The sequence below is a fragment of the Candidatus Halocynthiibacter alkanivorans genome (genome assembly GCF_003333265.1).
In the GTDB taxonomy this organism is placed as follows: Bacteria; Pseudomonadota; Alphaproteobacteria; order Rhodobacterales; family Rhodobacteraceae; genus Halocyntiibacter_A; species Halocyntiibacter_A alkanivorans.
Genome location: NZ_QOLB01000034.1, coordinates 17,129 through 42,223 on the forward strand (window position 1 = coordinate 17,129; position 25,095 = coordinate 42,223).

Here is a 25,095-nt window from a genome sequence, read left to right on the forward strand (position 1 = left end):
TCAGCTGTGTTGGAAGTCGGAATACGCGGCATGGAACCGCGCAAGATTTTCGGCCGTGTAAGCCGCGTAATCAAAATCGATGGCAGAGCGGATCTCAGACACCATGCTCCACAGGGTTTCGCGCAAGAGCGACGCGCATTTCATCGCGTGGTAGCGGTGCAGCAGCTGCGCCTCCGCCGGGCGTTCAAAATAGTTTTCAAGCAACCAGACCTCCTGAGCCGCGGAAAGACCATTGTTTGAGGCCAGCCCGCCCAGGTCAAACAGCGGCGAACTAAATCCGGCGTAATCCCAGTCGATCAGCCAGAGACGGCTGCCGTCATCGAGAAAATTGCCCGCCAGAAGATCATTATGGCCAAAGACCACGTCAAAAGGTCCAGCCTCCTGTTCCAGCCTGGCGTTGGAGACCATCAGTTCTGGCAGCTGTCTCAGATGCGGGCTGTTGGCATCCCGCAGCGTGGCGGCATAATCCCGGATCACATGGAACACCCAGAATATCATTACCGGGCCACGCAGATGTTGCGGGATCTCCAGATGGCACTTGCGGATCAGGGGCAGGATCCGCGCCAGCGTTGCCGGGTCGCGCACGTCTTCAGGCGTGAAGGTACGGCTTTCGATATAATCCAGCACAGTGATGCCTTTTTCGGCAAAAACAACCGCAGGGGACAGGCCGGCGGCATGGGCGGCGCGGCTTGCGGCCAGTTCATTGAACCGCATGACATGATGCTCCGGGATGTCCTCCCCAAGCCGTACCACGTATTTTGCCACCGCATCCGTGACGAGAAAGTTCACGTTGGTGATGCCGCCGCCCAGAGGTGTGGCGTCAATCTCGCCCTGCCAGCAAGGCAGGTGCCGGATCCGTTTCATTACATCCTGTTCAGTCATGTGCGGCCTCCAGCCCGAAGCGGATACGGGCGTTGCGTGCGCTGGCCGAAATGATCCGGTCGGCGATGATGGCGATAAAGGCGATGGCGAGACCGGCCACAATGCCGCGGCCTGTGTCGGCTTTGGTCAGGGCGATATAGACCTCCTGGCCCAGATCCCTTGTGCCAACCAGCGCAGTGATGACCAGCATCGACAGCGCCAGCATAATGGTCTGATTGATGCCCAGCAGAATGTCTGGCAGCGCCAGCGGCAGCCGGATCCGGGTCAGGATCTGCCAGCGTGTACAGCCCGACACCACCCCGGCTTCGATCAGTTCTGAGCTGACCGATGCGACGCCATGGGCGGTATACCGAACCGCAGGGGTCAGCGAATACAGCACAATCGCGATCATCGCGGTGAAATCACCGATGCGAAACAGCATCACAACCGGGATCAGATAGACAAAGCTCGGCAGCGTCTGCAGCGTATCAATCACCACACCAATGATGGCACCTGCACGCTTGTTCACTGCCGCCAGCACCCCCAGTGGGATACCGATGACAGAGGCAATCAGAACCGATGCGCCGCAAAGGTAGACCGTAATCATGGCTTTGCTCCACATTCCGGTTGTGACAATAAAAAGGGCCATCAACCCGTTGATCAGCGCCAGTTTCCAGTCGCCGAACTTCCAGCCCAGTAGCACCACAATCCCGATCATCCAGGGCCAGGGGATGCCGAGGAAAAAGCGTTTAATCGGCAGCATGAAGCCTTTGAGGAAAAAAATCTTTACCGCCTCAAACTGATCAAAATAGCTGATGTTGAGAAACTTGACCGTCTCGCTCCAGAACGCGCCGGTGGTGAGAGTCTGCGCCTCCGGATAGGTCTGAAACATCGGCGCAAACTGACCGATGCTCATCGACAGGATTAAGACGGCGAGCACAATGAAACTGCGCGGATGGCGGCGCAACACACTGATTTCTGTGCTCACAGGGGCCGTGTTCCCGTCGCGTTCAGCAAACGCCTGGCTGAGCCGGTCAATCGCAATGGCCAGGATAACTATGGCAATGCCGGCTTCAAACCCGCCGCCGATGTCCAGCCGGCGCAGCGAGGACAGCACGTCAAAACCAAGTCCTCCCGCACCGATCATTGAGGCGATAATCACCATATTCAGCGACAGCATAATCACCTGATTGACGCCGAGCATCAGGCTGCCACGCGCCGAGGGCACCAGAATGCGCCAGGTGATCTGGTGCCTGGTACAGCCGGACATGATGCCAAAGTCTTTGATTTCAGGGTCCACCGCCTTCAACGCCATGGTGGTGACGCGCACCATGGGTGGCATGGCGTAAATGACCGTGGCGACCAGTGCGGACACCGGGCCAAAACCAAACATGAACAGGATCGGCACCAGATAGGCGAAAATCGGAATGGTCTGCATTAAGTCCAGAAGAGGTTTCAGCAGCCGGTCGAAAAGTGGATGGCGGTAGGCCTGAATGCCAAGGAACAAGCCGCCGGCAACGCCGATTGGCACTGCAATCACCACGGATGCGAGGGTGATCATCGCCGAGTCCCACTGGCCGAACGTCGCCAGATAAGCAAAGGATGTGCCGACAATCGCCGCCAGGATCCAGTCCCGGGCGTAATGACCCAGCGCCATCACGCCGGCCAGTACCGCAAGCCAGCTCAGCGGTGGCACAATCTGCACCGCATCCCGCCCGAAGCCGCGCTCAAAGCCCGACGACAGCAAGGCGCGGACAAGCTCATAAGGTTTTTCGATCAGCCAGGCCAGCGCTCTGGTGGCGTCGGTAAAGGTGAACAGGCCAAAGGTGGCGTCTTCTACCAGCCAGCGCATCGCGCCTGAGATGTAGTCTTTTAGCGGAAAGACCCAGGCCGTCGGGTACTTCACCATCCAGCTGAGATCCATCGCCTCTGCCAGTGATTTACTCCAGGCGCTCAGCAGCCAGGTCAGGATGAAAAGCCCGCTCCACAGCAGGGCAGTGCGCGGGAGGGCCATCTGACGCGGGCTCATGGGGCCGGCCCCGGGCCGATCAGAACCGAAATCACCGCCTCCCTGGAAATTGTGCCGGTGGTGTTTCCGGTCTCATCCACAACGGTCAGCGGCGCGGCGGCGCTTACCACCGCGTGGGCCACATCAGCAATACGCGCGTTTTCAGGAATAGTTGCCACTTGGTCACCGTTCCCCGGGCCACCATCTCCCGGGGCGCTGTCACTTTGACCCACCTCGCACCGGGTCATGACAGAGCCGACCGACATTACTTTGGCGCGCGGTATGTGGCGGGTGAATTCTTCGACATAATGAGAGGCGGGATTGAGCACCAACTCTTCCGGAGTTGCCACCTGAATCACTGCGCCGTCCTTCATAATCGCAATACGGTCGGCCAGGCGGATGGCCTCGTCAAAATCATGGGTGATGAAGACGATGGTCTTTTTCAGCAGCGCCTGCAGCCGCAGGAATTCATCCTGCATCTCGCGACGGATCAGCGGGTCGAGCGCGGAAAAAGGTTCGTCCAGAAACCACAGTTCCGGTTCCACCGCCAGCGAGCGCGCGATGCCCACCCGCTGCTGTTGGCCACCGGAGAGTTGCCGTGGAAAATAGGTCTCGCGCCCTTCAAGGCCAACAAGCCGGATCACCTCACGGGCACGGGCTTCGGCCCTGGTTTTGCTCTGGCCCTGGATGCTCAGCGGAAACGCGACATTCTGCAACACCGTCAAATGTGGCAGCAGGGCGAAATGCTGAAACACCATGCCAAGCTTGTGGCGGCGGATGTCGATCATTTCGCGCTCTGATACCCGGCGCAGATCCTGGCCATTGAAATGTAGTTCACCGGCCGTCGGTTCGATCAGCCGTGACAGACAGCGCACCAGGGTGGACTTGCCAGAGCCGGAGAGGCCCATAATCACAAAAATTTCACCGTCGTGGATGTCAATATTCGCGCCACGCACCGCTGGGATCAGGTCCGCAGCCGTGATCTGCTCAAGCGTCGCTTCCGGGTTTTTGTGCAAATAGTCTTCAGCGCCCGGACCATAGAGTTTCCAGACATTGTGACAGGAGAGTTTCGGCTGGCCGTTCATTTATCGAAAACCTGTATTTGAGACTTTGCAGTTATTTTGGGACCGGGACGGTAATTCAGCGTCGCAGAAAGTCAGTCAGGGTTGCTTGGATCCGGCGCCATCCACGACCGGAAAATCGTGAATATGCCCCGGTAACTTATGCTGTCCCGGGGCAGTCGTGGCGACAGGACCTATTCAGCGATCCAGGCGCTCCAGCGGTCTTTGTTGTCCGCCATCCAGTTGGCCACAACGGTGTCGATGTCCTGACCTTCAAGATCTACGGCACCCACCATGGCGCTCATCTCGGTATTGTTCAGAGTATAGGCCTGAACCGCAGCATAGGCGCCGGGCCATTTATCTTCCATTCCGGCCCATGCGGCTTTCCAGATCGGGCCGCGGGGTTTGCCGCAGTCATAAGCGGCGTCCGGGTTGATGCCAGCGGCGGCATCCGAATAACACTCAACAGAATAGGGTGGGAATTCCACAAATTCGCCGTCATATTTTGCCGGGGCCCAATGGGGCACATAGACCCAGAGCATCACCGGAGCCTGGCGCTGATAGGCGGATTCAAGTTCCGCGAACAGCGCCGCGTCTGTGCCCGCATGCACCACTTCAAAATCCAGGGCCAGAGCTTCGACACGCTCTTCATCAAAGCCGCCCCAGGTCACCGGACCGCCAACATAACGCCCCAAAGGGGCCGTTTCGGCGGTTGAAAACACCTCGGCGCAGTCTTTCAGCGCGTTCCAGTCGGGCAGGCCGGGACAACGCTCTTTCATATAAAGCGGATACCACCATTCTTCGATCGCCTGCAGCCCGGTTTCCCCGGCATTGACAACTTTGCCACTGGCGGTGGCTTCATCAAGCGCCTCCTGACCGGTGGTGGCCCAGATTTCCATCGCCAGGGTCAGGTCGCCGGTTTTCAGCCCCGCGAACTGGGCAATATAGTCGGCCTGAACATATTCAACATTATAGCCCGCCTCCTCAAGGATCGATCCCATGATCTGCGTATTGATCAACTGTCCGGACCAGTCATGCAGGGTCAGTTTTATCGGATCAGCAGACTCCACACCCGCAAGGGCCGTGCCCGCCAGAATTACTGAGGTTACAGCGCCAATCGCTGTCTTTTTCAAAATATGCGTCATCAAAACATTCTCCCCGGCTTCTTTTGCACGGGAATCGCCCCGCAGGGCTAAGGTCCTCGCAAAACCACTCATCTGTCAACAAAAACCACACCAATAGTCGTTTAGATGTGGTTATGCGTGGGTAAATGGGGTAAAATGCGATGTGAGCGGCAAGATTTGGACAGGCAGATGCAAGAAAAACCAGAACACTCAAACCATCGGGAGCAGGAAATCCTGCGCGAATTGCGACTTGCAGGCGGTGGCAGCCGGGTCGGGTTTCTGGCCAACCGGTTGGGGGTTTCAGACGAAACCATCCGGCGCAATATCAAGGCGCTAGAAGCCCGAGCCCTGGTGCGCAAAGTACATGGCGGCGTGTTGCTGGTTGAAAACCTGACGGTGACCGAGCCGACGTTTCAGTCGCGCATGGATCAGAATGCCGGCACCAAACAGAGGCTGGCACAACGTGTGGCCGAAATGATTTCCGACGGGGATTCCCTGTTTCTGGATATCGGCTCCACCACCGCCTATGTGGCTGAAGCCCTGAGCAATCACCACAATCTCTATGTGGTCACCAATTCGCTGGCGGTGGCCCATAGCCTGGCAACGCGCAACAACAACCGGGTGTTTATGGCCGGGGGCGAATTGCGCCGCCACGACGGCGGGGCTTTTGGTCTGGAAGCGATCAATTTCATCCGTCGCTTTAACGTCCGGTTTGCGGTGTTTTCGGTGGGCGCAGTGAATGCCGACGTGGGCTTCATGTTGCACGACATCCAGGAAGCGGACCTGTCGCGCGAAGCCGCCGCGCGTGCGCAGACACGGATCGTGGTGGCCGACAATGAAAAGTTCGGCCTGCGTGCGCCAATCGCCATCGAAGACCCGGCTTCATTTGACATTCTGGTCACCGATATCAAACCGGCGGGCGACATTGCCGATATGCTGGAGCGCAATGCCATTGCCACCGTTCTGCCTGACAGCCCGCCCACAGTCGCAAGGGCAGGGGCTACGCGTGCCATAAGGTGACATGGCTGCGCAGACACGCCGCGTGATCTTCCCCGGGTCGCAGCCTCGTTGATCTGAACTCCAAGGCCTGCTGGTGAATTGACCGGTCGTCGCGGCCCGGGCTGTGGAGCTATACGCACAGATCCCGCGGTTTTTTGCTGCCACCAACAGCGGCCAATTTTCCCGGATTTTCAGGGTGGTTTTTTACCCGGAGCGCGATAAGCTGACCGGATTAATTCACTGATTTATTTGCAGTTTTTAAATTTGATGCCGTTGTTTCATCACAATGACACCCACAGCGGGGCGAAGATGACGAAGAAAAAGAAAATTTTCATTTTTCTCATAGCGTTTATCGCTCTGATCAAGCTTGATTTTTATGTAGCTGATAAAGTCGACAAAGAAATGTACGCGACCCTGCTGGCAAATATTGACGAACGTGTCGCAAGTGCTGAGCTTGATTTTGACGGCCCAAGACGGCAGGGCTGCATGATTGGCCGTATCTATGTAATTTACGCATATCAGACGTGTTTTTTCCGGTCGTATGGGCCTGTGCTCGGACTCCGCCCCTCTTTTGAATATAGGTATCACGGACCCGTAGCAGCGTCGCTGCTTTTCAATAAAACCGAAGACTCCCTGTATTTCATAGAGTCTTATTTAGGCCGGCCTCTTAGAACGATCTATGTCTCTGGTGATGGTGAATAAGTGCGAAACACTCAGGGAATCCGCGATTGACATGAAACATCTGGTCAGAGGTGATCCATGTTCTTATTGAGCCGCCACTGAAAACCGCTTCATATTGGTATGATCCAGGTTCGCATTGCCAAACCCCGCGATTTGACGGCTGGCCCGAACCCTCACCGGCACGACACAAGATTGGAAGTCCACGCAGATCAACTGAACTTGGGAGGTCAGAGAGTGAAGACGGAAACCAGAGCCGTTGTGATCGGCGGCGGCATTGTCGGCTGCTCAATCCTCTATCACCTCACCAAACTGGGCTGGCGCGATGCCATGTTGCTTGAACGCTCTGAGCTGACCTCCGGTTCGACCTGGCACGCGGCGGGGGGCATGCACACGCTGAACGGCGACCCGATCATGGCGGCGCTGCAGAAATACACCATCGACCAGTACAAAGAGATTGAAAAGATATCCGGTCAGTCCTGTGGTCTGCATCAGGTGGGCGAACTTTATCTGGCAACCAACCAGGACCGGATGGACTTTCTGAAGGCTGAACAGGCCAAGTCAGTATACCTGAACATCGACTCGCGCATGCTGACGGTGGATGAGGTGTTGGAGCTGAACCCGCTGTTAAACCCGGATGGCATACTTGGCGCGATGTATGATGCCAGCGACGGGCATATGGATCCGACAGGTGTCACCAACGCCTATGCTAAAGCGGCGCGTCTGGCGGGGGCTGAGGTGCATCGCCACACGCCGGTCACCGAAACACAGCGCCTGCCGGATGGCGGTTGGCTGGTGAAAACACCCCGGGGCGAGATCCGCTGTGAAGTGGTGATCAATGCCGGTGGGCTCTGGGGCAGGGAAGTGGCTGCGATGGCAGGGGTGACGCTGCCGATTGTGCCGATGGAACATATGTATCTGGTCACCGACAGCGTTCCGGAAATCCAGGCCCTGACCCGCGAACTGCCCTATACCATCGATTTTGATGCGGAGAGCTATATGCGCCAGGAGGGGCAGGGCTTTCTTATCGGCACCTATGAGCAGCAATGCAAACACTGGGCGGTGGGGGGCACCAGCGCGGACTTTGGCCATGAATTGCTGGAAGCTGATCTGGACCGGCTGATGGACCGCCTCTCGGTGGCGTTTAAGCGGGTCCCGGCGCTGCGCTTCGCAGGTATCAAACAAGTCGTCAACGGCCCGATCGTATTTGCCCCTGACGGCAATCCGGTGATTGGTCCGATGCCGGGGCTGCCGGATTATTTTGTTGCCTGCGGCGTGATGGCGGGCTGTTCTCAGGGTGGAGGCATAGGTCTGGCGATTGCGGAATGGATCATAGAGGGCGAACCTGGCCGCGACGTGTTCGCCATGGATGTCGCGCGGTTCGGGGATTGGGCGGGCAAAGCCTATGTGCTTGATAAAACCCATGAGAACTACGGGCGTCGTTTTAAAATCACTTTCCCCAATGAAGAGCTGCCGGCGGCACGTCCGCTGCTGACCAGCCCGGTCTATGATCTGATGAAAGAGCGCAACGCGGTGTTTGGCGCCTCTTATGGCAAGGAATACGCGCTGTGGTTCGCACCTGATGGGGTGGAGCCGTATGAGGCACCGACATTCCGCCGCTCTGACGCGTTTGCCCATGTGGCGGAAGAATGCCGCGCCGTGCGTGAAGACGTGGGTATTTCTGAAATTGCGACTTTTGCGAAATATGAGGTTGAGGGGACAGGGGCCGAACGCTGGCTGGACGGTTTGTTGGCAGGCACGTTGCCTGGGCAAGGCAGGATGAAGCTGCTGCCGATGCTGTCGCCCAAAGGCCGTCTGGCCGGAGATTTCACCGTCTCGCGTCTGGCAGAGGACCGGTTCATGATCATTGGCTCCGGTGTGGCGCAGCAATTTCATACGCGCTGGTTCCTCAGTCACATGCCACACGAGGGGGTGAGCCTGCGTGTGATCACCGATGAGAGGCCTGGCTTCTCAATAGCCGGACCCAAAGCGCGCGCTCTGCTGGAGACAATCACTAAAACTGATGTCAGCAATGACGCGTTTCCTTTTATGAGCGTCAGAGAACTCGATCTGGGGCCAATTCGGGCGCGGGTCTGTCGCATCTCTTTCACCGGCGAACTGGGGTACGAGATTTATGGCAGGTCTGAAGACCACCGGGCGCTGATGTTGCTGCTGGAAAAGGCGGGCGCGCCGTTTGGGCTTACACATTTTGGCGGCCGGGCATTTGACAGTCTGCGGCTGGAAAAAGGCTTTGGGGCCTGGACCAGTCTGGATTTCTCACCCGATTACACCGCCGTGGAATCCGGCATGTCGCGTTTTGTCAGTGCCAATAAAACCTCCTATATCGGACGTTCTGCCTGTTTGCAGCAATGTGAAGACGGGGCGAAACGCAAGTTGGTGCTGTTGGAAATCGACGCGCTTGATGCGGACGCGCTGGGCAATGAGCCGATCCTGTATCAGGGGCGCTGCATCGGCCATGTGACTTCGGGCGGTTACGGTCACTACACGCGGAAAAGCGTGGCGCTTGGCTATGTTGAAACGGCGTATTGCAATGAGGATCAGCCCGTTACCGTCTGTATCCTGGGGGACGAGCGCCCGGCACGCGTGCGCCTGACCGCATTGTATGATCCCCGAGGCACACGGATGCGCAGCTGAACTGACCCGATCTGAACGGGTTTGACCCGCCACTGGGCTGATTTGCCCCCTCTCCGGACCGATTTCTGGGGACAGAGACGTGACTGGCATGCTGAACCTGCTGCATGGTACATCCGGCATGGCGCTGGGCCACACGGACTGTCATATTCAACGAAATCATGCACATCAGGAGAGGCCCGCGACAATGGCAGAGCATCTGCGTATCATCCCCGCCAGCACGTTTCAGACCTCGCGGTGGAAGAATGGCGGCGGGATTACCCATGAAATCGTGAAGGAACAGGCAGCAGACCAGCTTTTATGGCGCATAAGCATTGCAGAAATGGACCGGGACGCGACGTTCTCGCTATTTGACGGCTTCACGCGCATCCTGACTGTGATCGAAGGTGCGGGGCTTGACCTGCTTCTCCCGGCCGGTGAATTGCACGCCGGAGCGTTGAAACCGCTGAGATTTTCCGGAGGTCTGCAAGTTGAAGGGCGGCTGATTTCGGGAAATGTGCGCAATTTCAACCTGATCTTTGATGGGCAACGGATCAAGGCTGACGTGAGTGTTCTGCGAGGCGGCGACACGTGGACCGCAGGTGCAGATATTACCAGCCGCCATGTGATCTACAGTATCTTCGACGCGGCGCAGATTGGCGGCGTGCCGGTTGCGCCCGGGGCTGCTGCCCTGTTCAGCGCAGATGCCGGCCTGATCGAAATACCGCAGGGCGGCTGTGCGGTATTGGTGGTTCTGACAAACGATGTTTAGGTCCTGGCGAAAGCCAGGCCGCCTTTCGCGAGCGAACTGACGCTGTGTACCGCGCCAGGCCTTGTTCCGCGCTGCCCGATCTGACCTCTGCAGAAAAGGCGGACTGTCCGGATCTTACTCTTGCGGCGTATTGCGGCGTATTGCGGGATTGCAGTGGGGCGCTGGTCCGCTCGGATCTGACGTGCCATTCGATGAAAACCTGGCTGGCCAGCATTTGCATTGAGCGATAAGAGCGCGCAAAAAACGGGTGAGACGCGCAAATCCGATCTGGTGAAAATCTGTCGCGCGTGCTGGAATAGCAGAGCCGGATTTTGACATGAACCTTGGATTTACAAATCCCAGCCGGCTCGGGGAATCCGGCACCATCCGCCGCGCGGAGGATATTTCCGGCGCACTGTGATCACAGCTTGCACTATAATTTTGTACAGCCGGTACGAATGGGGAAATTCAGCAAACCCAGACCCTGGATGACTTTCATCAATGTGGTATAACCGTAAAAGGCCTGGGTCCTCCCGATGTCACCTGCAATTAACCTGGTGAAGGAATGAGAACATGAATATTGAAAAATCCAGACGCAGATCCCGCCGGCGCCGACAGGGCGCGGCAATTAAAACGGCAGCGGCCAGGACCGCTCACTATCGTCAGTTAAAACACCCGTTTCAGCCCCAAAAGGTGTTTTCCGACGACGAAATTGTCGCGATACACCAGACCGCGCTGCAGGTTCTGGAAGAACTGGGTTTGAAGGTCCTGTTGCCGGAAGCGCGTGAAATTCTTGCAGCCGCCGGCGCCATCGTCAAAGAGGACATGGTTTATATCGGCCGGGATATGGTTGAAAGTGCCCTGGCTACGGCGCCGGTCTCCATCCGGCTCCGTGCCGCCAATCCGGCGCGCGAACAGATCTATGAAAACGGCGCATTGATTTTTGTGGCCGGGTCAGGCTGTCCGAATGTGACCGATTTGGAGCGCGGCCGCCGCCCCGGAAATATGGAAGCGTTTGAAGAAACACTGAAGCTCTGCCAGAGCTTTGATGTTATTCATCAATTTGGCCCCAGCGTCGAGCCTCAGGACATCCCGGTCAATCTGCGCCACTATGCAACAACACGCGCTCAGCTGGTTTTGGGGGACAAGCCCACCTATGTTTTTGCGCGCGGCCGGGGCCAGGTGCAAGACAGTTTTGAAATCATCCGCCTGGGATTAAACCTGAGCGATCAGGAGTTTGAAAACGGTGTCTGGGTCAGCACCGTCATCAATACCAATTCGCCGAGAATGCTTGACCTGCCGATGGCTCAGGGGATTATTGATTTCGCCCGTGCCGGACAGATGACCATAATCACGCCCTTTTGTCTGGCCGGCGCGATGGCCCCGGTTACGGTTGCGGGCGCATTGACGTTGCAACATGCTGAATCGCTGGCGGGGATCACCCTGGCCCAGATGACGCGGGCCGGAGCGCCGGTCAGCTACGGCGGCTTCAGCTCAAACGTGGATATGAAATCGGGGTCGCCTGCCTTTGGCACCCCGGAACATGTGAAACTGCAGCTCGGCTCGGGGCAGCTTGCGCGTCTGACAGGGCTTCCCTGGCGTTCGGCCACCGGATCGGCCTCAAATATCCCGGATATGCAGGCTGCCACCGAGACCGATATGGCGCTTTGGGGGGCAATGATGGCGAACGCCACGCTTGTTATCCATTCTGCCGGCTGGCTGGAAGGCGGGCTGAGCTTTGGGTATGAGAAGTTCATTAATGACGTCGAAGCCCTTCAAATCCTTGCGGAACTTTGCCAACCGACACAGGCCTCAGCCGCTGAAATCGGCCTTGACGCGCTGCGTGACGTTGAACCCGGTGGACATTTTTTCTCCACTCAGCATACGATGGAACGCTATCAGGATGCGTTTTACAGGCCGCTTGTTGCGGACCTCAGAAACTATGGGGCATGGGTTGACGCTGGGTCACAGACCTCTGCTGAACGGGCAACGGGCGTCTGGAAACAGGTGCTGAGAGATTACGAACCACCTGACGACAGCGCTTTGATCGCAGAGCGGGTGGCCAGTTTTATCGAGAGCCGGAAGGCAGCTGGTGGCGCTTCGCCACTGGAGTAATTTGAATAAGAAGCAGACCAAGAGATTTTAAACGACCAGGGAGAAGAGTATGAGACAGGATCACAGAGAAAAGCCCGTACGTAAGATTGTGCGGAGAATGGCCAAAGAGGTCGGCAAAGGCGGCATGACGCGCCGCGAGTTTATCTCCACTGCCAGCACTTTTGGTGCCAGCGCGGCCACTGCCTATGGGCTGCTGGGCCTGGCGGTGCCAACAGCGGCGCAGGCTCAGGGCATGAAAGGCGGAGTCCTGCGTGTTGCCATGCGGGTTCTCGATATCAGTGATCCGCGGATCTATGACTGGACTGACATGGGTAATATTGCCCGTCAATTCTGTGAACCTCTTGTGCGTTGGGATATGGATTTTAGCTTTACACCAATGCTGCTGGAAAGCTGGGACGTCAGTGATGACGCAAAAACCTATACGCTGAACGTGCGCAAAGGCGTGACCTGGAACAATGGCGATGACTTCAATGCTGACGATGTGATCTTTAATCTCAATCGCTGGTGTGACAAGGGAGCCGAAGGCAACTCTATGGCCTCGCGGATGAGTTCGCTGATTGACGCGGAGACCGGCGGCGCCGGCGAAGGTGTTATCGAGCGGCTTGACGACTATACGGTCCGCCTGAACCTGCCAATTGCCGATATTACGCTGATCGCTGGCATGGCTGATTACCCGGCGCTGATCGTGCATCCCAGCTTTGAGAGTTCTGTCGGGTTGCAAAACGCGCCAATCGGCACCGGTCCGTTTGAACTGGTCTCCTTTGGGGTTGGTACCGAAGCTGAAGTCAAACGCCGTGAAAATGGCGATTGGTGGGGCGGTGAAGCGCTGCTTGATGGCGTTAAATTCATCGATTACGGCACCGATGACTCGGCTGTTGTGGCGGCTTTTGAGGCCGAAGAGATCGATGTGAATGATTTAACCCAGGCGAGTTTTGTTGCCGCGCTCGACAGTCTTGGCCTCGTGAAAAAAGACAAAGCTACCGCGACGACCATTGTGGCGCGTATGCGGGCGGACACTCCGCCTTATGACAGCAAAGAATTGCGCAACGCGATTCAGCTGGCGGTGGACAACTCCGTGGCACTGGAACTGGGCGTCGACGGCGCCGGCATTCCGGCCGAGAACCATCATGTTGCTCCATTCCATGAAGAATATGCCGAACTGCCAAAAATCGGGCGGGATGTGGACAAAGCGCGGGCACTGGCCGCAACTTCGGGACATGGTGATACTGAACTCGAACTTATCTCGATCGATGGCGACTGGCGCAAAGATACCACCGATGCAATCGGGGCGCAGATCCGGGATGCGGGCTTTAAGGTCAAACGCACAGTCATTCCCGGGGCGACCTTCTGGAACGACTGGACCAAATACCCGTTCAGCACAACCAACTGGGGGCCGCGACCTCTGGGGGTTCAGGTGCTGGTTCTGGCCTATAAAACGGGTGGGTCATGGAACGAATCCGGCCATTCCAACCCTGAGTTTGACACGCTTCTGGAAGAAGCGGTGGGTGTGTTTGATCCTGACAAACGCCGGGCGCTGATGGTGAAGCTGCAAACTATCCTGCAGGACAGTGGCGCAATTATTCAGCCTTTCTGGATGACCCAGGCCCTGCATCATACGGATAAGGTGAACAATTATGAGCGCCACCAGTTCCGCGAGATGCACCTGGAACGGGTCTGGCTGAGCGCCTGATTACAAAGACTTCGGGCCTGGTGGTGCTCACCACCGGGCCCGTCCCGATGCCGGGCGGGGCGCAGTCTCTGCTAACTCAGCCAGGGCTTCGCTGTCTGCAGCGCCGCAAACCGCCTGCAGCACGCCGACTTGTTGGCAAGGCCAGTTGTCCGCCTAAAGTGAGGAATATGACGCTCACCGCAAAGATCCTGGCGCCGGCTGTCCTGTTGCGACACGCAGAGCAGCGCCCTGTGTCACCAGATCGCTGGCAACTCCGCTATCGGCGCCAAACGTGCGTATCTCCGGCACGTTCTGACGCGCATGAAGTGGTTTAACCAAACGCGAGCCAAAGCCAGCCATTTGTGTGTCCATCAGAACATATCGCTCCAGCCAGCGTCACATTCTCCGGATGGTGCGTTGCCTGGCCCGGTTTCAGAGCCGGCCGGTGGATCTGCGTTTTGCACCTTTCTTTTCCGCCAGCAAACACAGCCAGTCATGCGCCACAGTTGCGGCGGCAATCGCAGTGATCTCTGAGTGATCATAGGCCGGGGCAACTTCGACCACATCCATGCCCACCAGGTTGAGAGCGCCCAGCCCGCGGATTAGCTCAAGCGCCTGCCAGGAGGCCAGCCCGCCGGCGACCGGGGTGCCGGTTCCCGGAGCATAGGCCGGATCCATCCCATCCACATCAAAGGACACATAGACCGGGGCATCGCCGGCGCGCGCTCTGATGATCTCCAGCGCCGCATCAACGCCGTTGCGGTGAAGCCAGGGCGCCGTGAGCACTTCAAACCCTGCGTCAGTTTTATTAAAAGTGCGCAATCCGATCTGAGTGGATTTGCTAACATCCACCACCCCTTCAGCCGCCGCACGCGCAAACATCGTGCCGTGGTCAAGCTTCGCGCCATCGTCATCCCAGGTGTCGCAATGGGCATCGAACTGGATCAGAGCGATGGGGCCATGTTTTTTCGCATGGGCCTTGAGGATCGGGTAGGAAATGAAGTGGTCGCCGCCCAGCGTAAGCATCCTGGCACCCGCGTTAAGGATTTTGTGTGCATGGGCCTCGATCGCCGCCTCAATCGTATCCGGGTGATGCGGGTTCAGCATGCAATCGCCATAATCCACCACGGACAATGTCTCAAACGGGTTGAAGCCAAACGGAAATGCATCAAGCTCGGCCAAAAGCGTTGACCCGGCGCGGATTGCCCTGGGACCAAGACGGCAGCCTGAACGGTTGGTTACGGCACAGTCATAGGGCACGCCGCTGACGACCACATCGACGCCTTCCAGATCGCGGGAATAGCGCCGGCGCAGAAAACTCAGCGCCCCGCCATAGGTCATTTCAGGCCAGCGGTCGCAATTTTCAGTACCGCGAAAGGCGTAGTCACCGGATCTGTCGCTCATGTTCTCTCTCCTGCTTCAGAAGCTCTTCAGCCCGTCACCGATCAGAACCGCGAGGTGGTCCCGGTTGGTCGTGAGCGCCATATTGCGCTGGCCCTGATCAACATCGTCATCGCTCAGAATGGTGCCACGCCGGCTTTCAAGCAGGGCGCTGGTATAGGGTTTGGCAAATTCAGGATGGCCCTGGACCGTCACCGCAAACCCCGGGTACCAGAGCGCGGCATTGGGGCAGAAATCTGATTGGGCGATCCGGATGGCCCCGTCCGGGATCACGTCAACCTGATCCTGATGGTAGGCCTGAATGGCGATCGTTCCCGGGTCAGTTCCAAGCGGGGCAGGCCAGTTCACCGTATCGTATTGGTGCACCCCAAGCGCCCAGCCCCTGGCGGACTTGCTGACCACACCGCCAAGCGCCTGTGCGATCAGCTGATGGCCAAAACAAATGCCCACCATCTTGCGGCCTGCGCTCCGGATATCGCGGATGAATTGTTCAAGTGGCGCGATCCAGTCATGTGCCTCATAGACGCCAAATTTCGATCCGGTGATAACCCAGAGATCGCATTCTGCCGGATCTGTGGGCAGCTTACCGTCAAGGGCGGCGTAGCTGGTGAATTCTGCTTCCAGCGGCGACAGCCAGTCGCCGACCATCGAAGGATAGTCGCCAAATTCAGCCGCGAGATCTTCCGGCGGCCGGCCGGTTTCCAATACGCCTATGCGCAGGGGGGGCTTGCTCATGTTGTTATGCTCCGTCCACGAGACCGTACCAGCGATAGGCTGGTCTCAGCAGGTTGCGCCGCCAGGCTCCGAATGGAAAGCGCTTCAGCGGCGCTTTCATGATCTCCGGATAAGGGCGGGCGTTGCGGTTTAAAACGAGATCGGCAAGCAGCGCGCCGGCATAGCTGGCCATAGCGACGCCGTTGCCGTGATAGGCTATGCCGGTATAAGCGCCGGGCCAGCTTTTGAGCGGACCGACATAGGGGGTCAGATTGCGCGAAAGGCAAGCCAGGCCGGACCAGAAGTATGGTGTCTCAACTTCGGACCAAGCCGGAAACATTGTCTCAAAATCCCGGCGGATGCGCCGGTGCATTTCAGCCTTGGCACCGGGCGTGGCCTTGATGCCACCGCGCATGCCAAACAGAAAACGCCGGTTGGGCATCAGCCGGAAATAATGCAGCAGGTTGCGGGTATCAAAGGCCATAAGATCGGTAGACCAGCCCTGCGCCGATATTTCGCCATCGGTCAGCTCGCGACTGACCAGCACGTTGGACTGCACCGGCAGATAGCGGGCTTTCATCCAGCCGGGCAGATCATCGCTGCTGTAGCCATTGGTGGCCAGGATCAGCTTTCTGGCCACAACCTCACCGGTTTCGCAGCGCAGCAGATAGCTGCCGTCCGGATTTCGGGAGATCGACTGCACCGCCGAATTGGCGCAGATCTCAGCGCCGGCATCCAGAGCGGCATGGGCCAGGCCCAGGACATATTTGCGAGGGTTCAGGGCAAATCCCAGCGGATAGATCATACCGCCGTGAAACCCGGGACTTGCCATGCCGCGCGCCGCCAGATCGCCAGGTTCAATGATCTCTGCATCAAGGCCGAACAATGCTTCCTGATGCTGGGATTCCGCCCGCAACGTGGCCATGTCTTTGGGCCGGTGGGCCAGACACAGCTCCCCTTTTGAGTGGGTGTCGGCGTCGATGTTCAGGCGCGCGAGCAGGTCGGCGACCAGATCAACTGAGGCGCGCTGACCCCGGTGGAAATCGCGCAACCCCTCAAGCCCGTAACTGCGTATCAGGCTGCTGTCGGAAGCCTTGGCGCCGCCGATCATAGCAAACCCACCGTTGCGGCCGGAGGCGCCGTACCCGATGGTCTGCGCCTCAAGCACCAGCGCCTCTGTCCCGGCCTCAGTCAGATGCAACGCCGCCGACAGGCCGGTGTACCCGCCACCGACAATGGCCACTTCAACCCGGCGGCTGCCCGACAATTGCGGGTAGGGGGCCCGGCTGTCAGTGACGGTGCTCAGCCAGTAATTACCCTGGTCGGAAGCCGGGCTGTAGGCCTCTGTCTCGTAAATGCGTTGCATGGTTTCTCTCAAAGCCGTCCGAGGTAATAGCGGTATTCTGTCGGCGAGATGATCCGCGTCAGCTGGTCTATTTCATCGTAGCGCACCGTGGAATATATCCGGCGGTAGTCTTCGCCAAACAGCTCTGCAGCAAACTCAGAAGCGGCGAACAGATCGACGGCCTGTCGCCAGTCATGCCCCAGTGGCGCGGCGGCGATCATCGCGGGGTCTTCAAGCGGTAACGGGACGTCAGGCCTGGTTTCGATGCCGTGAAGCATACCACCAAGCACAGCGGTCAGCGCCAGGTATGGGTTCACATCGGCGCCGGCGATCCGGTGTTCCAGCCGCGCTCCTGGCCCGCGCGTTTCTGGCAGACGGACCGAAGCGCTGCGGTTATCAAGCCCCCAATCCGGCGCTGTCGGCGCAAAACTGTTCGGCTGAAACCGGCGGTAGGAATTCATATGCGGGGCAAATATCGCCTGCATCTCGCGCATGGTGGCCAAAACACCGCCGACTGCGGCCCTCAAGGTCTCCGATACACCGTGTTCAGCAGAAAAGATATTCAGACCATCCTGGTCCAGAACACTGGCGTGAACATGCATGCCATTTCCCGGGCAGGCGGCATAGGGTTTGGCCATAAAGGTGGCTTCCATCCCGTGTTTGCGCACCACGCCCTTCACCAGCCGGCGAAACAAAAGCGCGGTGTCGGCGGCCAGCACCGGGTCGTCAGTATGCAGGAAATTGACCTCAAACTGACCCGGGCCGTATTCGGCGATCAACGTGTCTGTTGCCAACCCCTGGGTTTTGGACGCGGCCAGAATTTCGGTCAGGATTTCTTCGCTGTTTTCCAGCACTTTCAGATCATAATTCTGCGCATTGGGAACACCCTCAGGCGGTTGTGGTGCTTCCTCCGCCGTCTTGCGTGGCCTCAGGATATAGAATTCCAGCTCCGTCGCGACCACGGGCCGCAGCCCATTTGCCTTAAACCGGTCGACGACATCCTGCAGCTTTTGTCGCGGCGACAGGGGCGAAATGCCGCCACTTTCATCCTGCATCTCGACCTGCACCTGAGCCACGTGCCCCCTGGCCCAGGGCACATTGCGCAGACTGCCGGGCACCGGCACGATCTTGCCGTCCGGGTCCCCGACCACGATGCCAAGCCCGGTGGCTTCGACCTCTTCGCCAAGGATGTTGGGCGCATAGGTGGACAGCGGCAGACGCACCGCGCCTTTGGCGAGTTTTTCCGCCTCATTGCCGGGCAGCCATTTTCCGCGCAGCACAGCGTTCAGGTCGCACAGCATCAGTTCAAGCCGCTCAGGGGGCCCGTATGTCGCGCAATAGGCCTCAAATTCTTCGATAAACCGGCTCATACCTGCAGGGCCTCCTGTTCTTCACGTCTTTGCCGTGCAATCGCACGTTTTGAAATCAGCGATGCCGAGATGACACCGAAGGTGACGATGCTGATCAGGATCGTAGACAATGCGTTGATCTCCGGGCTGACACCGAGCCGGACCGCGCTAAAAATTTTGATCGGCAAAGTAGTCGCGGACGGGCCGGAGGTGAAAGACGCGATCACCAGGTCGTCGAGCGACAGGGTAAACGCCAGCAGCCAGCCCGACAACACCGCCGGGGTGATGATCGGCAGGGTAACGCTGCGAAACGCGTCAAACGGCGTGCAACCCAGATCCAGCGCCGCTTCTTCTAAAGACTGGTCAAAGGAGGCCAGCCGTGACGACACCACGACGGATACATAACACATGGAGAAAGTAGTATGGGCCAGAATGATCGTCAGCACGCCTCGGTCCAGCCCGATTGAAATGAACAGCAGCAGCAGCGACAGACCGGTGATGACTTCGGGCATAACCAGTGGCGCGTATATCATCCCCGAAAACAGCGTCCGTCCCATGAAACGCCCGCTTCGTACCATTACATAGGCCGCCATCGTGCCCAGAACGGTGGCCAGGGTCGAAGAGGCCAAACCGACCTTTAACGTGACCCAGGCGGCGTCGAGAAACGCTTCGTTCTGAAACAATTCGCCGTACCACCTGGTGGAAAATCCGGCCCAGACCGTGACCAGCTTTGAAGCGTTGAAACTGTAGATCACCAGAATGATCATCGGAATGTAAAGGAAGGCGAAACCAAGGGTCAGAGAGGTGATGTTAAACCAGGAGTATCGGCGGTTCATTTTTCAGCCTCCCGCTGTTTTTGCTCGTTGCGCTGGAACAGGACGATGGGAAGGATCAGCAACAGCAGCAGGATCACCGCGACGGCTGAGGCGACCGGCCAGTCGCGGTTGGAGAAGAACTCCTCCCACAGAACTTTGCCGATCATCAGCGTATCCGATCCACCGAGAACCGAGGGGATGACAAATTCACCCAAGGCGGGAATGAAGACCAGAAAACACCCCGCAATAATGCCCGGTTTTGACAGCGGCACCGTCACCAGCCAAAAGGCCTGAAACCGCGAACAGCCAAGATCTTCAGCCGCTTCCAGCAGCGTATCGTCGAGTTTTTCCAGTGCCGCATAAACTGGCAGAACCATAAAGGGCAGGTAGGTGTAGACGATGCCGATGTAGACCGCAGTGTTGGTGTTGAGGATCATCAAAGGGCTGTCGATTACCCCGACCCAGAGCAGAACCTGGTTCAGATACCCCTCCTGGCTGAGAATGCTTTTCCACGCGTAGACCCGGATCAGAAAGCTGGTCCAGAATGGCAGGATCGCCAGCATCATCAGTGTCGGCCGCCACTCAGAAGCGGCGCGCGCCATCGCATAGGCCAGCGGGAAGCCGACAAGAAGCGTCATAAGTGTTGACAGAAATGCGATCTTTGCACTGGACAGATAGGCCCGCCAGTACAGCTCATCCTCGGTGAGGAAGATGAAGTTTTCGAAATCGAGCTCTGACAGGAAGGTCTTGAAATCGCTCCAGTTGCCGATGCCATCAAGGGTCGGCACGTAGGGCGGGATGGCGATAGCGTAATCGGACAGCGCGATTTTCAGTACAATGGCGAACGGGATCAGAAACAGCGCCAGCAACCATGAGTAGGGCACAAGTATCAGGAACAGTTTGCGTAAATCCATCACATGCGCACCTGCTACTGGCTCAGAAGGACACCGGCGGTGTCGGTAAAGGACAGCCACACAGAGTCATGCCAGGTGAAACTGCGCCGTGAAATCCGGCGGTTGTTGGCCTGTTGGGCTTTGATCACCTGGCCTGTCGGCAATTCAACATGATAGGTTGAGATATTTCCGAGATAGGCTATTTCCAGCACTTTGCCCTGCATTGTATTGGTCCGGTCCGTCGGCCTGTCCCGGGTGATCGACACTTTCTCCGGCCGGATCGCAAAATGACAGATGTCATCACTGGCAAAGGCGTGCTGGCTGGTGCCAATGATAGGTGCGTGATTTTCACACCACTGAATGGCATAGCGGTTGTCGCTCTCCGGTTTTGCCAGCCCTTTAATGATATTCACATCGCCAATGAAATCAGCGACGTATATGGAATTCGGGGCCTCGTAGATCCGGTCGGGTGGCGCCACTTGCACCAGTTTCCCATGGTTCACCACTGCAATCCGGCTTGCGACCGTCATCGCCTCTTCCTGATCATGGGTGACAATGACAAAGGTGGTGCCGGTTTTTTCCTGAATATCCATCAGTTCAAACTGCGTTTCCTGCCGCAGTTTTTTGTCAAGTGCGCCAAGCGGTTCATCCAGCAGCAGCAGTTTCGGGGCCTTGGCAAGCGAACGCGCGAGTGCCACGCGCTGGCGCTGGCCTCCCGATATCTGATGTGGCCTGCGTGAGGCGAACTGCGAGAGCTGCACCAGGCTGAGCATCTCTTCCACCCGGCCGGCAATTTCAGATTTGGGCATATCTGAGCGTTTCAGCCCGAAGGCGATATTGTCGGCAACACTGAGATGCGGGAACAGCGCATATGACTGAAACATCATGTTCACAGCGCGCTTGTTGGGCGGGATGGGGCCGATATCCTGGCCGTCCAGCATGATTGTGCCCTCCGATGGCGCTTCAAAACCGGCAAGCATGCGCATCAGAGTGGTTTTGCCACAACCTGACGGGCCGAGCAGGGCAAAAAATTCTTTCTCAAAGATATCCAGCGTCAGATTGTCGATGGCTGTGAAATTCCCGAAACGCTTTGTAACGGATTTAAAACTGATCAGGGGTTTTTGCCCGGGATCTTCCCAGGGAGCGAATGCAGCCGAGCCGGAATCAAATGCCATGTCATCCTCGTATGTAATCACAGATCTCTCCCGCAGGATGCGCCGGTTGCCGGCATACCTGCGGGAGAGGGCTCAGGTTCAGATGCCCGATTTAACTTTTGTCCACATCCGGGTTACGACACGCTGGATTTTTGGCGCGTAAGGTGTGGTGATATACAGATTCTGAAGCGTTGTTTCGTCCGGGTAAATTGCCGTATCCTCAATCACATCTGCCACCAGGAACTCCTGCGATGCCAGGTTGCCGTTGGCGTAATAAACATAGTTCGACGCGGCAGCAATGTTTTGGGCGTCGAGGATGAAATTGAGGAACGCATGTGCGGCCTCCGGGTTCGGTGCATCGACAGGAATGGCCATCTGGTCAAACCACATCAACGCGCCCTCACTGGGGGCGTTGTACACGATCTCGACATTATTATCGGCTTCAGCGGCGCGGTCGCGCGCCTGCAACACATCACCCGACCAGCCTAAAGCCACACAGATCTCGCCATTGGCAAGCGCATTGATATATTCCGAGCTGTGGTATTTCTGAACATAAGGCGCGACCGCGCTTAACAGTTCGCCCGCTTTCGCCAGCACATCCTTGTCTTTGCTGTCGGGATCTTCTCCCAGGTATTGAAGCGCGGCCGGGAAAATCTCACCGGGTGCATCCAGAAAATGTACGCCACAGGCCTGCAGCTTTTTCATGTTTTCCGGATTGAAGATAAGATCAAGGGAGCCAATCGGTGCGTCTTCGCCCAGTACTTCGCGCACTTTGCCAACATTGACGCCCAGGCCAGTGGTGCCCCACATGTAGTTAATGGAATAGGCGTTGCCCGGGTCATAAGTCTCTGTGCGATCTTTGATCACGTCCCAGAGGTTGCCGGCATTGGGCAATTGTGCCAGATCCAGCGGCTGAAATACGCCGGCCGTTATCTGGCGCTGAAGAAAGGTTCCGGACGGTACAACAACGTCGTATCCGGAGCCGCCAGCCAACAGTTTGGTTTCAAGAAGTTCATTGGAATCAAAGACATCGTAGATCAGTTTGATCCCGGTCTCAGACTCAAATTTTTCCAGAAGTTCATCGTCAATGTAATCTGACCAATTGTAAACACGGACTTCCTGGGCGGAAGCGGCGCTGACACAGACGGTCAGGGCCGCAGCGAGCGGTAACCAGGTCTTCTTCATATTGCTTACTCCCGTTGGGTGTTGGAAAGGTTTCTGCTTTCTTCTGAAATTATTTGATCAAATGTAGTTCCAAAAAGCAACAAAACAATTTTTGAGCGTGAATATTTGTCTGTGGGGCGACACCATGGTAGCAGTGGTGTTCTGGTTGTGAATGGTACAATGAAGGAAAAGACAGACGTGGACGTGATCCGAAAAAAGCTACCCACTCACGAAGTTATATACCGCCAAATCAGGGAAATGATCCTGTTCGGAGAGCTTACTCCCGGGCAGGCGGTGACGATTCAGGGTTTGATTGAACTGTTGGGGGCCGGCATGACACCGGTGCGCGAGGCGATCCGCAGGCTGACTGCAGAAGGGGCGTTGGAGTTTCAGGGCAACCGGCGGGTCTGCGTGCCGGAGCTGACTTTATCGCAGCTGGAGGAGTTGGCATTCGCCCGCCTGTCTGTCGAGCCGCATCTGGCGTATCTCGCTGCAAAACGCATGTCGTCCGCCGAGATCGTAAAGCTGACTGAGATCGACAACGCCTTGAACACAGCGATCTCCAAGGGTGATGTGCGCGGCTATCTTGAGCATAATTATCGTTTTCACGCAGCCCTTTATGAGATCTCAGAGGCGAAAATCCTGCTGTCGATTGCCAATATGCTCTGGTTGCGGATCGGGCCCTCTCTGCGTGTTGTTTGCGGGCGGTTCGGCACGTCCAACCTGCCGGACATGCATGAAGAAGCGCTTCTTGCCATGCGCTCAGGTGATGCGGAAGCTGTTGCGCGCGCGATAAAAGCTGACATTCAGCAAGGGGTGAAACAGGTCCGGCTGTCACTCTCTGACGAATAATATGATCAAAAAAGATTGACAGTAAATAATATGATCATATTCTAAAATCGATAATGGCGTCCGGAGATGAGCCGGGCGGCTCAGGTCAATAATCAAATGTGGTGATACCGTGAGATCCGAGACACAAAGCAAATGGCCCGACGCATTGCCTGACGCCTTCAGGCAGTACCAGGCAGGACGGCGCATCGACGAAGTCGAATGTATCATCCCGGATCTCGTGGGCATGTCGCGCGGCAAAGCAATGCCAGCGTACAAGTTCACGCCGGACAGCACGTTTTTCCTGCCGGTTTCACTGTTTTATCAGACGGTCACCGGTGAATATGTCGATATGGAAATTGAAAACCAGTGGATGGAAATCGATCTGGTTCTGCGTCCGGATATGGCCTCTGCTTCGGCGGCACCCTGGGCTGATGATGATGTGACGCTGCAGGTGATCTGTGATCTGGAAACGCGCGACGGTGACCGGGTTGATATCGCGCCGCGCAATGTTTTGCGCCGTGTTCTCGATCTTTATGCCGCCGCGGGCTGGGCGCCGGTGGTGGCGCCTGAGCTGGAATTCTACCTGACCAAGCCCAATATCGATCCGAATGAGCCGATTGAACCGCCGGTCGGGCGTACCGGTCGCCGCGGAGCGTCGCGGCAGTCTTATTCCATGGTCGCAGTGGATGAGTATGGTCCGGTGATCGATACGATCTATGATTTTGCCGAAGCCCAGGGGCTGCCGATTGACACGGTTATTCAGGAGGGCGGTGCCGGTCAGATTGAAATCAATATGATGCATGGTGATCCGCTGAAACTGGCGGATCAGGTGTTCTATTTCAAACGTGCGATCCGTGAAGCGGCCTTGAAAAACGGGATTTTCGCCACCTTTATGGCCAAACCGATGCGCGATGAACCCGGCTCGGCAATGCACATCCATCAAAGCGTCCTGAACGCCGAAACCGGCAAGAATATATTCACTGATGACGAGGGCAATGCGACCGAGGAATTCTATCATTTCCTGGGGGGCTCGCAGGCCCATCTGCGCCATGTGATGCCGATCCTGGCGCCCTATGTGAATTCCTACCGGCGCTACCGGCACCGGGAGGCGGCGCCGACCAATATTGAGTGGGCCCATGACAACCGCACCACCGGATTGCGCATCCCTCATTCTTCGCCCGAAGCGCGTCGGGTCGAAAACCGGGTGACCGGCATCGACAGCAATCCATACCTGGCGATCGCAACCAGTCTTGCCTGCGGTTATCTGGGCCTGAAAAACAAGCTCAGCCCGCGGGATCCGGTCCAGGGTGAGATCTACCACGACGGTAACAGCCTGCCATTCCACCTGGATGATGCGCTGGATCTTTTTGCAGAAGCCACTGAAATCCGCGCCGTTCTGGGTGAAGAATTCTGCACGCTTTTTGAGGCGATCAAGAAAGCAGAACTGGAAGAATTTCACGCCGAAGTCTCCCCCTGGGAGCGCGAACATCTTTTGTTGAACGTCTGACAACGAAGACCCTACGAGGAGCCAT

20 protein-coding genes are annotated in these 25,095 nt (G+C 57.3%); 8 read left to right on the forward strand and 12 right to left on the reverse strand.

Annotated elements, in window-relative coordinates; genetic code table 11:
• The 4 genes from DWA01_RS02430 to DWA01_RS02445 all read right to left on the reverse strand — a co-directional run bounded on the left by DWA01_RS02430 (position 1) and on the right by DWA01_RS02445 (position 5,075).
• Positions 1-882, reverse strand: a complete 882-nt coding sequence (locus DWA01_RS02430; RefSeq protein ID WP_114284059.1) for a choline/ethanolamine kinase family protein — start codon at positions 880-882, stop codon at positions 1-3.
• On the reverse strand, positions 875-2,890 hold the full coding sequence (locus DWA01_RS02435) for an ABC transporter permease (protein ID WP_114284060.1): 2,016 nt from the start codon (positions 2,888-2,890) through the stop codon (positions 875-877). The genes DWA01_RS02430 and DWA01_RS02435 overlap by 8 nt, the downstream gene beginning before the upstream one ends.
• The gene (locus DWA01_RS02440; RefSeq protein ID WP_114284061.1) at positions 2,887-3,954 is read right to left on the reverse strand and encodes a quaternary amine ABC transporter ATP-binding protein; all 1,068 of its coding nucleotides are present in this window, start codon (positions 3,952-3,954) and stop codon (positions 2,887-2,889) included. Before DWA01_RS02440 ends, DWA01_RS02435 begins: the two co-directional genes overlap by 4 nt.
• Before the next feature lie 170 nt (positions 3,955-4,124).
• Complete coding sequence (locus DWA01_RS02445; RefSeq protein WP_114284062.1) at positions 4,125-5,075, reverse strand: ABC transporter substrate-binding protein; 951 nt, start codon at positions 5,073-5,075, stop codon at positions 4,125-4,127.
• A gap of 168 nt (positions 5,076-5,243) precedes the next feature.
• Between DWA01_RS02445 and DWA01_RS02450 the strand changes: the two genes are divergently transcribed.
• The 6 genes from DWA01_RS02450 to DWA01_RS02475 all read left to right on the forward strand — a co-directional run bounded on the left by DWA01_RS02450 (position 5,244) and on the right by DWA01_RS02475 (position 13,918).
• Positions 5,244-6,074: a DeoR/GlpR family DNA-binding transcription regulator gene (locus DWA01_RS02450; RefSeq protein WP_114284063.1), complete on the forward strand. Its 831-nt coding sequence runs from the start codon at positions 5,244-5,246 to the stop codon at positions 6,072-6,074.
• Positions 6,075-6,362: 288 nt separating this feature from the next.
• Complete coding sequence (locus DWA01_RS02455; protein WP_136057648.1) at positions 6,363-6,755, forward strand: hypothetical protein; 393 nt, start codon at positions 6,363-6,365, stop codon at positions 6,753-6,755.
• 213 nt (positions 6,756-6,968) lie between these two features.
• Positions 6,969-9,386 carry a GcvT family protein gene (locus DWA01_RS02460; RefSeq protein WP_114284117.1) on the forward strand — a complete coding sequence of 806 codons (2,418 nt, stop codon included), beginning with the start codon at positions 6,969-6,971 and terminating at the stop codon, positions 9,384-9,386.
• A gap of 184 nt (positions 9,387-9,570) precedes the next feature.
• A complete protein-coding gene (locus DWA01_RS02465) occupies positions 9,571-10,134 on the forward strand; it encodes a HutD/Ves family protein (protein WP_160115945.1) in 564 nt (187 codons plus the stop codon).
• A 552-nt stretch (positions 10,135-10,686) separates the two neighbouring features.
• Positions 10,687-12,228, forward strand: coding sequence for a trimethylamine methyltransferase family protein (locus tag DWA01_RS02470; RefSeq protein ID WP_114284066.1), 1,542 nt, complete (start codon positions 10,687-10,689; stop codon positions 12,226-12,228).
• Between the two features lie 49 nt (positions 12,229-12,277).
• Complete coding sequence (locus DWA01_RS02475; RefSeq protein WP_114284067.1) at positions 12,278-13,918, forward strand: ABC transporter substrate-binding protein; 1,641 nt, start codon at positions 12,278-12,280, stop codon at positions 13,916-13,918.
• Between the two features lie 411 nt (positions 13,919-14,329).
• Here the strand turns inward: DWA01_RS02475 and speB are convergent, their stop codons facing one another.
• The 8 genes from speB to DWA01_RS02515 all read right to left on the reverse strand — a co-directional run bounded on the left by speB (position 14,330) and on the right by DWA01_RS02515 (position 22,753).
• The gene (gene speB, locus DWA01_RS02480; RefSeq protein WP_114284068.1) at positions 14,330-15,301 is read right to left on the reverse strand and encodes an agmatinase; all 972 of its coding nucleotides are present in this window, start codon (positions 15,299-15,301) and stop codon (positions 14,330-14,332) included.
• Positions 15,302-15,316: 15 nt separating this feature from the next.
• Positions 15,317-16,033, reverse strand: a complete 717-nt coding sequence (locus DWA01_RS02485; RefSeq protein WP_114284069.1) for a type 1 glutamine amidotransferase — start codon at positions 16,031-16,033, stop codon at positions 15,317-15,319.
• Between the two features lie 4 nt (positions 16,034-16,037).
• Positions 16,038-17,378, reverse strand: a complete 1,341-nt coding sequence (locus tag DWA01_RS02490; RefSeq protein WP_114284070.1) for an NAD(P)/FAD-dependent oxidoreductase — start codon at positions 17,376-17,378, stop codon at positions 16,038-16,040.
• An 8-nt stretch (positions 17,379-17,386) separates the two neighbouring features.
• Positions 17,387-18,727: a glutamine synthetase family protein gene (locus tag DWA01_RS02495; protein WP_114284071.1), complete on the reverse strand. Its 1,341-nt coding sequence runs from the start codon at positions 18,725-18,727 to the stop codon at positions 17,387-17,389.
• Positions 18,724-19,542 (reverse strand): ABC transporter permease, encoded by an 819-nt coding sequence (locus DWA01_RS02500; protein WP_114284072.1) that lies wholly within the window; start codon positions 19,540-19,542, stop codon positions 18,724-18,726. Before DWA01_RS02500 ends, DWA01_RS02495 begins: the two co-directional genes overlap by 4 nt.
• Positions 19,539-20,435 (reverse strand): ABC transporter permease subunit, encoded by an 897-nt coding sequence (locus DWA01_RS02505; protein ID WP_114284073.1) that lies wholly within the window; start codon positions 20,433-20,435, stop codon positions 19,539-19,541. The genes DWA01_RS02500 and DWA01_RS02505 overlap by 4 nt, the downstream gene beginning before the upstream one ends.
• Positions 20,436-20,449: 14 nt before the next feature.
• Positions 20,450-21,589, reverse strand: coding sequence for an ABC transporter ATP-binding protein (locus DWA01_RS02510; protein WP_114284074.1), 1,140 nt, complete (start codon positions 21,587-21,589; stop codon positions 20,450-20,452).
• Between the two features lie 78 nt (positions 21,590-21,667).
• Positions 21,668-22,753: a polyamine ABC transporter substrate-binding protein gene (locus tag DWA01_RS02515; RefSeq protein ID WP_114284075.1), complete on the reverse strand. Its 1,086-nt coding sequence runs from the start codon at positions 22,751-22,753 to the stop codon at positions 21,668-21,670.
• A 237-nt stretch (positions 22,754-22,990) separates the two neighbouring features.
• On the opposite strand from DWA01_RS02515, the gene DWA01_RS02520 reads away from it, so the two are divergent.
• Together DWA01_RS02520 and DWA01_RS02525 are read left to right on the forward strand one after the other, a co-directional pair.
• Entirely contained in the window at positions 22,991-23,584 is a 594-nt protein-coding gene (locus DWA01_RS02520) for a GntR family transcriptional regulator (protein ID WP_235008401.1), read from the forward strand.
• 109 nt (positions 23,585-23,693) lie between these two features.
• Positions 23,694-25,070, forward strand: a complete 1,377-nt coding sequence (locus DWA01_RS02525; protein ID WP_114284077.1) for a glutamine synthetase family protein — start codon at positions 23,694-23,696, stop codon at positions 25,068-25,070.
• Positions 25,071-25,095 lie beyond the last annotated feature (25 nt).

Bases quoted from the DNA above. Each gene is read 5' to 3' on its own strand.
- DWA01_RS02500 (WP_114284072.1), bottom strand. From the start codon at position 19,542: ATGAACCGCCGATACTCCTGGTTTAACATCACCTCTCTGACCCTTGGT.
- DWA01_RS02485 (WP_114284069.1), bottom strand. From the start codon at position 16,033: ATGAGCAAGCCCCCCCTGCGCATAGGCGTATTGGAAACCGGCCGGCCG.
- DWA01_RS02515 (WP_114284075.1), bottom strand. From the start codon at position 22,753: ATGAAGAAGACCTGGTTACCGCTCGCTGCGGCCCTGACCGTCTGTGTC.
- DWA01_RS02465 (WP_160115945.1), top strand. From the start codon at position 9,571: ATGGCAGAGCATCTGCGTATCATCCCCGCCAGCACGTTTCAGACCTCG.
- DWA01_RS02475 (WP_114284067.1), top strand. From the start codon at position 12,278: ATGAGACAGGATCACAGAGAAAAGCCCGTACGTAAGATTGTGCGGAGA.
- DWA01_RS02495 (WP_114284071.1), bottom strand. From the start codon at position 18,727: ATGAGCCGGTTTATCGAAGAATTTGAGGCCTATTGCGCGACATACGGG.
- DWA01_RS02435 (WP_114284060.1), bottom strand. From the start codon at position 2,890: ATGAGCCCGCGTCAGATGGCCCTCCCGCGCACTGCCCTGCTGTGGAGC.
- DWA01_RS02455 (WP_136057648.1), top strand. From the start codon at position 6,363: ATGACGAAGAAAAAGAAAATTTTCATTTTTCTCATAGCGTTTATCGCT.
- DWA01_RS02505 (WP_114284073.1), bottom strand. From the start codon at position 20,435: ATGGATTTACGCAAACTGTTCCTGATACTTGTGCCCTACTCATGGTTG.
- DWA01_RS02520 (WP_235008401.1), top strand. From the start codon at position 22,991: ATGATCCTGTTCGGAGAGCTTACTCCCGGGCAGGCGGTGACGATTCAG.
- DWA01_RS02440 (WP_114284061.1), bottom strand. From the start codon at position 3,954: ATGAACGGCCAGCCGAAACTCTCCTGTCACAATGTCTGGAAACTCTAT.
- DWA01_RS02470 (WP_114284066.1), top strand. From the start codon at position 10,687: ATGAATATTGAAAAATCCAGACGCAGATCCCGCCGGCGCCGACAGGGC.
- DWA01_RS02510 (WP_114284074.1), bottom strand. From the start codon at position 21,589: ATGGCATTTGATTCCGGCTCGGCTGCATTCGCTCCCTGGGAAGATCCC.
- DWA01_RS02445 (WP_114284062.1), bottom strand. From the start codon at position 5,075: ATGACGCATATTTTGAAAAAGACAGCGATTGGCGCTGTAACCTCAGTA.
- DWA01_RS02450 (WP_114284063.1), top strand. From the start codon at position 5,244: ATGCAAGAAAAACCAGAACACTCAAACCATCGGGAGCAGGAAATCCTG.
- DWA01_RS02490 (WP_114284070.1), bottom strand. From the start codon at position 17,378: ATGCAACGCATTTACGAGACAGAGGCCTACAGCCCGGCTTCCGACCAG.
- speB (WP_114284068.1), bottom strand. From the start codon at position 15,301: ATGAGCGACAGATCCGGTGACTACGCCTTTCGCGGTACTGAAAATTGC.
- DWA01_RS02430 (WP_114284059.1), bottom strand. From the start codon at position 882: ATGACTGAACAGGATGTAATGAAACGGATCCGGCACCTGCCTTGCTGG.